This window comes from Bacillus sp. 05T31 (assembly GCF_056396725.1).
Genome location: NZ_JBFTMA010000140.1, coordinates 1 through 8,147, shown reverse-complemented (window position 1 = coordinate 8,147; position 8,147 = coordinate 1). Strand labels below are relative to the sequence as shown.

General features: G+C 35.9%; 11 protein-coding genes and 1 pseudogene. 9 read left to right on the top strand and 3 right to left on the bottom strand.

Going from position 1 to position 8,147, the window contains the following annotated elements; all coding sequences use genetic code 11:
- Nucleotides 1–183 precede the first annotated feature (183 nt).
- The 5 genes from acuA (at nucleotide 184) to AC1DJR_RS11330 (ending at nucleotide 4,131) form a co-directional block, all read left to right on the top strand.
- On the top strand, nucleotides 184–816 hold the full coding sequence (gene acuA / locus AC1DJR_RS11350) for an acetoin utilization protein acetyltransferase AcuA (RefSeq protein ID WP_002112293.1): 633 nt from the start codon (nucleotides 184–186) through the stop codon (nucleotides 814–816).
- A gap of 17 nt (nucleotides 817–833) precedes the next feature.
- A complete protein-coding gene (locus AC1DJR_RS11345) occupies nucleotides 834–1,478 on the top strand; it encodes an acetoin utilization AcuB family protein (RefSeq protein WP_477002637.1) in 645 nt (214 codons plus the stop codon).
- Nucleotides 1,475–2,641 (top strand): acetoin utilization protein AcuC, encoded by a 1,167-nt coding sequence (gene acuC, locus AC1DJR_RS11340; protein ID WP_477002638.1) that lies wholly within the window; start codon nucleotides 1,475–1,477, stop codon nucleotides 2,639–2,641. The genes AC1DJR_RS11345 and acuC overlap by 4 nt, the downstream gene beginning before the upstream one ends.
- Nucleotides 2,642–2,776: 135 nt before the next feature.
- Nucleotides 2,777–3,661 (top strand): alpha/beta fold hydrolase, encoded by an 885-nt coding sequence (locus AC1DJR_RS11335; protein WP_477002636.1) that lies wholly within the window; start codon nucleotides 2,777–2,779, stop codon nucleotides 3,659–3,661.
- A 56-nt stretch (nucleotides 3,662–3,717) separates the two neighbouring features.
- Nucleotides 3,718–4,131, top strand: a complete 414-nt coding sequence (locus AC1DJR_RS11330) for a VOC family protein (protein WP_061689091.1) — start codon at nucleotides 3,718–3,720, stop codon at nucleotides 4,129–4,131.
- A 92-nt stretch (nucleotides 4,132–4,223) separates the two neighbouring features.
- Here the strand turns inward: AC1DJR_RS11330 and AC1DJR_RS11325 are convergent, their stop codons facing one another.
- Nucleotides 4,224–4,511, bottom strand: coding sequence for a hypothetical protein (locus tag AC1DJR_RS11325; RefSeq protein WP_429688023.1), 288 nt, complete (start codon nucleotides 4,509–4,511; stop codon nucleotides 4,224–4,226).
- Between the two features lie 281 nt (nucleotides 4,512–4,792).
- Here AC1DJR_RS11325 and AC1DJR_RS11320 point away from each other — a divergent pair, with 281 nt between their 5' ends.
- A complete protein-coding gene (locus AC1DJR_RS11320) occupies nucleotides 4,793–5,719 on the top strand; it encodes a Gfo/Idh/MocA family protein (protein ID WP_477002635.1) in 927 nt (308 codons plus the stop codon).
- 128 nt (nucleotides 5,720–5,847) lie between these two features.
- Nucleotides 5,848–6,249 (top strand): large-conductance mechanosensitive channel protein MscL, encoded by a 402-nt coding sequence (mscL, locus tag AC1DJR_RS11315; protein WP_002015591.1) that lies wholly within the window; start codon nucleotides 5,848–5,850, stop codon nucleotides 6,247–6,249.
- Between the two features lie 49 nt (nucleotides 6,250–6,298).
- On the opposite strand, the gene AC1DJR_RS11310 is transcribed toward mscL, so the two are convergent.
- The gene (locus AC1DJR_RS11310; RefSeq protein WP_000636592.1) at nucleotides 6,299–6,571 is read right to left on the bottom strand and encodes a DUF3917 domain-containing protein; all 273 of its coding nucleotides are present in this window, start codon (nucleotides 6,569–6,571) and stop codon (nucleotides 6,299–6,301) included.
- 111 nt (nucleotides 6,572–6,682) lie between these two features.
- On the opposite strand from AC1DJR_RS11310, the pseudogene AC1DJR_RS11305 reads away from it, so the two are divergent.
- Nucleotides 6,683–6,790: pseudogene (locus tag AC1DJR_RS11305) on the top strand (DUF3949 domain-containing protein); the annotation flags it as partial.
- Nucleotides 6,791–6,805: 15 nt separating this feature from the next.
- Nucleotides 6,806–7,168, top strand: a complete 363-nt coding sequence (locus AC1DJR_RS11300) for a DUF4288 domain-containing protein (RefSeq protein ID WP_429688021.1) — start codon at nucleotides 6,806–6,808, stop codon at nucleotides 7,166–7,168.
- A 34-nt stretch (nucleotides 7,169–7,202) separates the two neighbouring features.
- Here AC1DJR_RS11300 and ccpA read toward each other — a convergent pair.
- On the bottom strand, nucleotides 7,203–8,147 hold a 945-nt coding region (ccpA, locus tag AC1DJR_RS11295), incomplete at its 5' end, for a catabolite control protein A (protein WP_477002634.1).

Genomic DNA, 8,147 nt, shown 5'->3' with positions numbered 1-8,147 from the left:
CTTTCATACTTTACATCCCCCTCCTATGTATTCTATTATCTATTATAATGATATTATTTAAAATTTTCAGTATTTTTGTTGATTTTTAGACAAATTTTTAATGACAAAATTCGATTCACATCGCATATATTATAAAGTACGATATTAATAGATTCACAAACCCTCAAGGTGGTGAGCAATAAATTGATTCATAAAAAAATATATAATGCCAGAAACTTAAAAACAGCGAAAGGCACCTTAATTATTGAAGGTCCTGTCTCTACACATAATCTTGAAATGTATGAATTTCATCCAGACTTAATTGCGTTTCGTCCTGCCGAGCAGCAATATAAAGCAATTGTCGAAATTTCTAAATTACCAGAAGCTCGTCTCATTATTGCTAGACATGATCAAACGATCGTTGGATATGTTACATACTTATATCCTGATCCGCTCGAGCGATGGTCAGAAGGAAAGATTGAAAACTTAATTGAACTCGGGGCGATTGAAGTTGTCCCAGCCTTTCGTGGTTGCTCTGTCGGAAAAAACTTATTAGAAGTTTCAATGATGGACGATCATATGGAAGATTACATTATATTAACGACTGAATATTATTGGCACTGGGATTTAAAACAAACAGGCTTAAATGTTTGGGAATACCGAAAAGTAATGGAAAAAATGATGAATGCTGGTGGTTTACAATGGATGGCTACAGATGATCCTGAAATTTGTTCACATCCTGCCAACTGTTTAATGGTCCGCATCGGTAAACGTGTTGATACGGATTCCATTCAAGCATTCGATCGTCTACGTTTTCACAATCGTTTTATGTATTAATAAAGGGGGCAACTGGAATGATTGTAGAAGAAATTATGAATCAARATGTAGTRACACTRCATCCAAACGATACAATYGAAACAGCAATCCGAACAATACGTACGAAAGGCATTCGGCACATTCCAATTGTCGATCAAAATAATCATGTCGTAGGCATTATTTCTGATCGGGATGTAAGAGATGCAAGTCCGTCTATTTTAGATGAACAAGTTTCACTCGATATGCTGAAGCAACCTCTTGAACTCATAATGAAACACCCTGTTATGACTTGTCACCCTCTCGATTTCGTTGAGGAAATTGCGACTTTATTTTTTGAAAATAAAATAGGCTGTCTTCCTGTTACGAAAGCTGGAAAACTCGTAGGTATCATTTCTGAATCTACAGTGCTGCACACGTTAGTAAAATTAACAGGAGCTCATCAACCAAGTTCACAAATTGAAATTCAAGTGAAAAATGAACCTGGTATTCTTGGAAAAGTCGTTGCTATTTTTAGTGATTTACAAATAAATATTGTGAGCGTTCTCGTCTATCCAGCAAAAGATGAGAATGATAAAGTACTCGTTTTCCGCATTCAAACGATGAATCCTCTAAAAGTGATTGATGCACTCGAAACAGAGGGCTACCGCGTATTATGGCCAAACATAATGGGGATGCAAGCATGAGCAGCGCCTTCATTTATTCGGATGACTTTCGGGGCTATTCTTTTAGCCCTGATCATCCTTTTAACCAACTACGCGTCACACTCACGTATGATTTATTACAAAAGAGYGGTTTTATCTCCCCTTCTCAAGTCATCTCGCCAAGAATGGCTACAGATGAGGAAATTGCATTCATTCATACAGAGGAGTACATAAATGCGGTAAAACTTGCTGGAGAAGGAAAGTTAGAAAAATCAATTGCGATGACATATGGACTTGGAACAGAAGATACACCAATGTTTCCAAATATGCATGAAGCAAGTGCATTACTCGTTGGCGGAACATTAACAGCTGTCGATGCTGTTCTTTCTGGGAAAGTAAAGCACGCCCTCAATTTAGGTGGCGGCTTACATCATGGCTTTCGTGGTAAAGCATCTGGCTTTTGTATTTATAACGATAGCTCTATCGCAATGAAATATATTCAGAAGAAATACGGTTTACGCGTTTTATATATTGATACAGATGCTCATCACGGCGACGGGGTACAATGGTCTTTTTACGACGATCCTAACGTATGCACCATTTCATTACACGAAACTGGGCGTTATTTATTTCCTGGAACTGGCGCAGTAAATGAACGTGGACAAGGAAATGGATATAATTATTCTTTTAACGTTCCACTCGATGCTTTTACAGAAGACGAATCGTTTTTAGATTCATATCGAACAGTTGTAAAAGAAGTGGCAGCATACTTTAAACCGGATATTATTTTAACGCAAAATGGTGCTGATGCACATTATTACGATCCACTTACACACCTTTGCGCAACGATGAATATTTACCGTGAAATACCGAAGCTCGCTCGTGAAATCGCTAATGAATATTGCGACGGTCGCTGGATTGCTGTCGGCGGTGGTGGCTATGATCACTGGCGCGTCGTACCAAGAGCTTGGGCACTCATTTGGCTCGAAATGAACAACATCCAAAACATCTCAGGTTATCTCCCTCCAGAATGGATTGACGCTTGGAAAGGACAAGCAGAAACCGACCTTCCCCTYACATGGGAAGATCCARACAACATGTATCAACCTATCCCTAGAAAACCAGAAATCGAAGAAAAAAATGCATTAACTGTAGCGAAATCTCTTGAAATTATTCGGAATAATATGACAAAATCTTTATATTAAACAGAGAGGAGGCTCGCTTTTTGAACAGCCTCCTTTCTTTTATAGCTAGCTATTATTGTCGTTTTCCGTCGGTAAGTCGATATTTTTTGAGATTCGCTGATATATTTTATTTAAGAATTAGCCGGTCCAACTTTTATGAGAAAAGGTCGTGATATTATGTGGACACAACAAATAATCAACACGAAACGTGGCACATTTGAAATCTTTACAAAAGGAAATGGCKAACCGCTTTGCATTACACATCACTATTCACAATTTAATGAAACTGGCGATTACTTTGCGGATGTTTTCACTGCTACGCATCGTGTATTGCTCATTAATTTACGAAACGCTGGTAACTCAGCAAAAGCCAATTCAGAAAAAGAATTAAGTATGATTGAAACCGTTCACGACTTAGAAGCAATACGAGAAGCTTTACAACTCCCAACATGGCATTTCGCTGGCCACTCAACAGGCGGTATGCTTGGACTTTTATATGCSATTACATATCCAAMTTYCTTRCAATCATTAGTCATCGYYGGAGCCGCAGCAAGTAACTATACCGAAACACYATTTTGTRTTTATCAYCCMRAACATYCRCAGTTTCATTATATGCAASAACTCATCGAAAACTTGAAAAGCCCTCATCTTACAAATGCAGAACGAAAAAAATTATCTACTAAGAGAACCGAATTATCATTGTATAAACCTGAAAACTACAACTCTTATTTTTGTAAACCAATCCAAAAAACAATGTCCGCTAGCCGGATGAATGCTTTCTCTTGTGAATATCCGTTATTTGATTTAAGAAAGTACTTACCTTCTATCCACACAAAGACGCTTATTATTTGCGGAAGACATGATGTGCAGTGCCCGATTCAATATTCTATTGAAATGCATGAGGGAATACGCAATTCTATTTTTGTGCCATTTGAGGACAGTAACCATTATCCTTTTTTGGAAGAAGCCAGTCGGTTTACTTCTATTACTCAAGAATTTTTTGGGATTAAAAAGAAAATTAAGGACTCACAAAGGCAATAAGTCTAGGAAGAGAGAACAAGTTTATTAATGCTGTTTTGCTAAAGGAGGAAAATAGGGTGAAAGAAAAATTATTAAGAGTTGGAACGACTTATATTCCAGTTACCAACGTAGAACTTTCTTCAAATTGGTATGTGAACAAATTGGGAGCAGAGTTGAACTTTAAAGACGAAGACAAAGCTATTATTAACTTTGCAAATCAAAGCTTTTTTCTAGTTAAATCCCAAGATAATCAAACCTTAAATTTTTTTGATTTTCACGGTAAAGAACGCTTTTCTATAACATTTGAAGTTAACGGATTACATACACTAGAATCAATTCATAGTGAATTTATTGAAAAGGAAATTCTAGTTGGAGAGATTGAAAACAGAGGGCATGCTGGGAAGAATTTTGTTTTTTATGATTTAGATGGTAATAAATTTGATGTTTGGAGTGAATTAAGTCCTATTTTCAAAGAAAAATACCTAATATAGAGTGATTTTTTACAATCAGACGCAAGTATTAAATAACACAGAAAGATACGAGGCTTATTCCATTAAAGCCTCGTTAATGAATATATTAGCCTTCAAGAAAAATATTTCACACTAGAAACAACTAAAAGAAGAACAACAAAAACTACTAAACCTAAATCAATAAATACTGACTTTTTATCTCCTTCTTTTAAAGTTATCACAAAATTAGAAATTATTTTAATTGCAAAAAAGACCATCATAAATAACCCACCGAAATGATCATTTGTATTATCTTTATCGTAAAACATTTGTATTGCACCTACTAGTAATAAAACAAGTATGATATTAATTCCAATCTTTAAAGCCTTGTTTGATTTATTATCCTTTAATTCAGCCCCCAAAATCTAGCACTCCCTCTCAAACTATCGTGCGTGTTGGCACAGATCTTTTATTCCCTTTAAAATTTTAACATAAATTACCTTATATATCCTTTTCCTTACAGTCATAGGCATTCCGACAATAATGATACTCCCTTCATTACAACATGCTCGCGCTCATAACTTTGCAGAAATAGAAAAGATTTTGTTAGAAGGACGTAAGTAAAAAGCTAAYTTTTGCCTTCCTCCCCCGCCCTATGCTACATTTAACCCGTTACATCAATATTGATAGGGTGGGAATAAACATGAACAAACCTAAAATTGGAATGATTGGTCTTGGAAATATTGCACAAAAAGCCTATCTCCCAACACTTACAAAAGAAACAAATTGGAATTTTGTAGGGGCCTTTACACCTAACCCCGAGAAAAGAAAACAAATTTGCCAACAATATCGTATTCAAGACTTTCATTCTATGGAAACACTAGCTTCTGAATGTGATGCAATCTTCGTTCATAGTTCAACTGCTACACATTATGAAATCGTTTCTGAACTTCTAAAAAAAGGAATTGACGTTTATGTTGATAAACCGCTAGCAGCTACAGTGGAACAAGCTGAGAAACTAGTCGAGTTAAGCGAAAAGTATAACCGAAAGTTAATGGTCGGATTTAATCGCCGATTCGTTCCTATGTACGTTGCTGCCAAAGAGCAAGCTCATGATATTTCATGGGTTCGAATTGAAAAACACCGCACAAATAAAGTCGGGCCATATACGTTCGACTTTACTATGTTAGATGATTACTTACATATTGTAGATACTGCTCGCTGGTTAGCTAATGATGATCTTAACGTCGTTCATAATATGATGCAAATTAATGAAAAGCATGAACTTCTTTACGGACATCATACATATACAACTGCAAGTGGACTGTTACTTTCTACCGCGATGCATCGCCATGCAGGTACAAACTTAGAACAAATTGAACTTGTAACGACAGGGAAAATTATTCGCGTAAAAAATATGAATACATTTGAAATTGAACAAGAAAACTCCGTTTCGCAAAGCGGTTCACCATCATGGGATACGACGTTAAAACAGCGCGGTTTTGAAGATGCTGTTCATCATTTTATCGAATGTGTTCACGGAGATACAAAACCTGTTGTAGAKGGATTAGAAGGATTAAAAACGCAGCAACTGTTGCAATCTCTACTGGAGAATGCAACTAAAAATTAAAACGGATACATTTTTCAGAATTTACTTTCATTCCCATTCCCTCTTTATTTCTCTCGCAAATTTCTATAGAATATGTTGATAGGAATTATAAATTTCATATTGAATCGTGGAAAGGATGGGATTAACACATGTGGAACGAGTTTAAAAAATTCGCATTCAAAGGGAATGTAATCGATTTAGCTGTCGGGGTTGTAATCGGTGCTGCATTCGGTAAAATCGTTAGTTCTTTAGTAAAAGATATCATCACACCATTACTTGGTATGGTACTGGGCGGCGTTAACTTTACAGATTTAAAACTTACATTCGGTAAATCATCTATTATGTATGGTAACTTCATCCAAACTATTTTTGATTTCTTAATTATTGCAGCTGCTATCTTTATGTTCGTTAAAGTTTTCAACAAACTAACATCTAAAAGAGAAGAAGAAGAAAAGAAAGAAGAACTTCCAGAACCAACAAAAGAAGAAGAAATTCTTGGCGAAATTCGCGACTTACTAAAACAACAAAACTCTTCTAAAGATAGAGCATAATTGAACGGATAAAAAGGCATGCCCCCTCGGGACATGCCTTTTCTATATGCTATAACGTTTCTGAATTCATATGAATAAATAAAATAATACCAGCAACCATAAGTACCATAATACTACCTGCAAATAGTGTAATACCCATAAACATTAAACTTGTGCTCATGTCCACTGATACACTTTCAATAAAAATAGAAATTACATACGTGATAAGGGCGATTCCTGCAAGAATACTTCCTGGAACAAATCGCTTTAAGCCATTTTGTTTTAACGTCATATATGCAAAAATAGCGGTCATGCAAAGCGTAATTATCCAAAGAACGATCATCTCTTCTCCCCCCTCACAAGCCTTTTCTTTCTATTATACATGACATTGCCCTATAATAGTTAAATTTGCACTTGTGTGACATATAACAAGGAATAATCCAAACTGTAGCGAATGTCTTATGAAGAATCCAAAATACATTATCATTATCAAAGTAACGTATTTACAATACCGGCTTCACTTATCGCGAGTATTGTTTATAAAATAAAACATTCAGCATAAGGAGACTGATCTCATGTGTATGCTGTAAAATTATTATTTAAATCTGTCCATTCAGGTAAACCTAATCCTAGTAAAATTGATGAACATTATGAAGAGAATCACGATACACTTTTTGAAGAAAGTATCATTCTCGTTAAGGCGAACAGTTTAGAGAAAGCTCATGAGCTAGGTGAAAAGATAGCTCTACAGTCTGAAGATACGTACGATAATATGTACGGTGAGCAAGTAACATGGACGTTTAGAAAAGTGTTGCATGTTTTCGAATTAGATGACACACCATTTGAGACAGGAAAAGAATTATATGCACGCTTTTTACATGTTAAGAAAACTGAAAGTGTAGATACAGTAGTTAAACACCATTATCCTGAATATGAATAAAAGCTCACAGCTATCGCTGTGAGCTCTCTTATTCTTACTTCGTTGAATCTCTAAATTGGATACGGTGAGGTAAGATAACTGAGTGATCTTCTACTGTTTCTTTGTTCATATATTTCGTTAGTAGACGCATTGCTACTGCACCGATATCATACATTGGTTGTACAACTGTCGAAAGTTGCGGACGAACCATTAATGCAAGACGTGTGTTGTCAAAACCAAGTACTTCGATATCCGTTGGTACGTTTAATCCCGCGTCTTGTGCTGCGTGGATTACACCTAGTGCCATTTCATCAGAAGATACGAAGATTGCTGTTGGTTTTTCATCCATGCCCCAAAGTCTTTCAAACGCTTCTATACCTGAATCATATGTGTAATCTCCATCAATTATAAGATTTTCATCATATGAAATACCTGCTTCTTCTAAAGCTTTTTTATAACCTTGTAACTTCTTCGCGCTTCCTGCTTTATTAATGAAAGGACCAGAGACGAAACCGATACGTTTATGTCCTTGCTCAATAAAATGCTTCATTGCATCGTAAGCTGCTTGTGTATAATCAATATTTACTGATGACGTTTCATTTTGTTCATCAAATGACGCTGCTAATACAATTGGTACTGGAGATTTTTTGAACTCTTCAACGTGAATATCTGTAATATCTTCACCCATGAAAACAATCCCGTCCACTTGTTTCCCAAGCATCGTATTTAATAAGTGGAACTCTTTCTCTTTGTTCTGGTCAGAGTTACTTAAAATGATGTTATATTTGTACATTGTTGCGATATCTTCAATTCCACGAGCAAGTTCTGCATAAAACGTATTTGAGATATCAGGAATAATAACACCCACTGTAGTTGTCTTCTTACTTGCTAGTCCACGTGCTACCGCATTTGGGCGGTATCCTAAATGATCAATTGCTTCTAATACTTTCTTTCTTGTTGTAGGCTTTACGTTTGGGTTACCGTTCACAACACGTGATAC

Excerpts from the sequence above, each read along its gene's own strand:
- mscL (WP_002015591.1), top strand. The coding sequence starts at position 5,848 with ATGTGGAACGAGTTTAAAAAATTCGCATTCAAAGGGAATGTAATCGAT.
- AC1DJR_RS11310 (WP_000636592.1), bottom strand. The coding sequence starts at position 6,571 with ATGATCGTTCTTTGGATAATTACGCTTTGCATGACCGCTATTTTTGCA.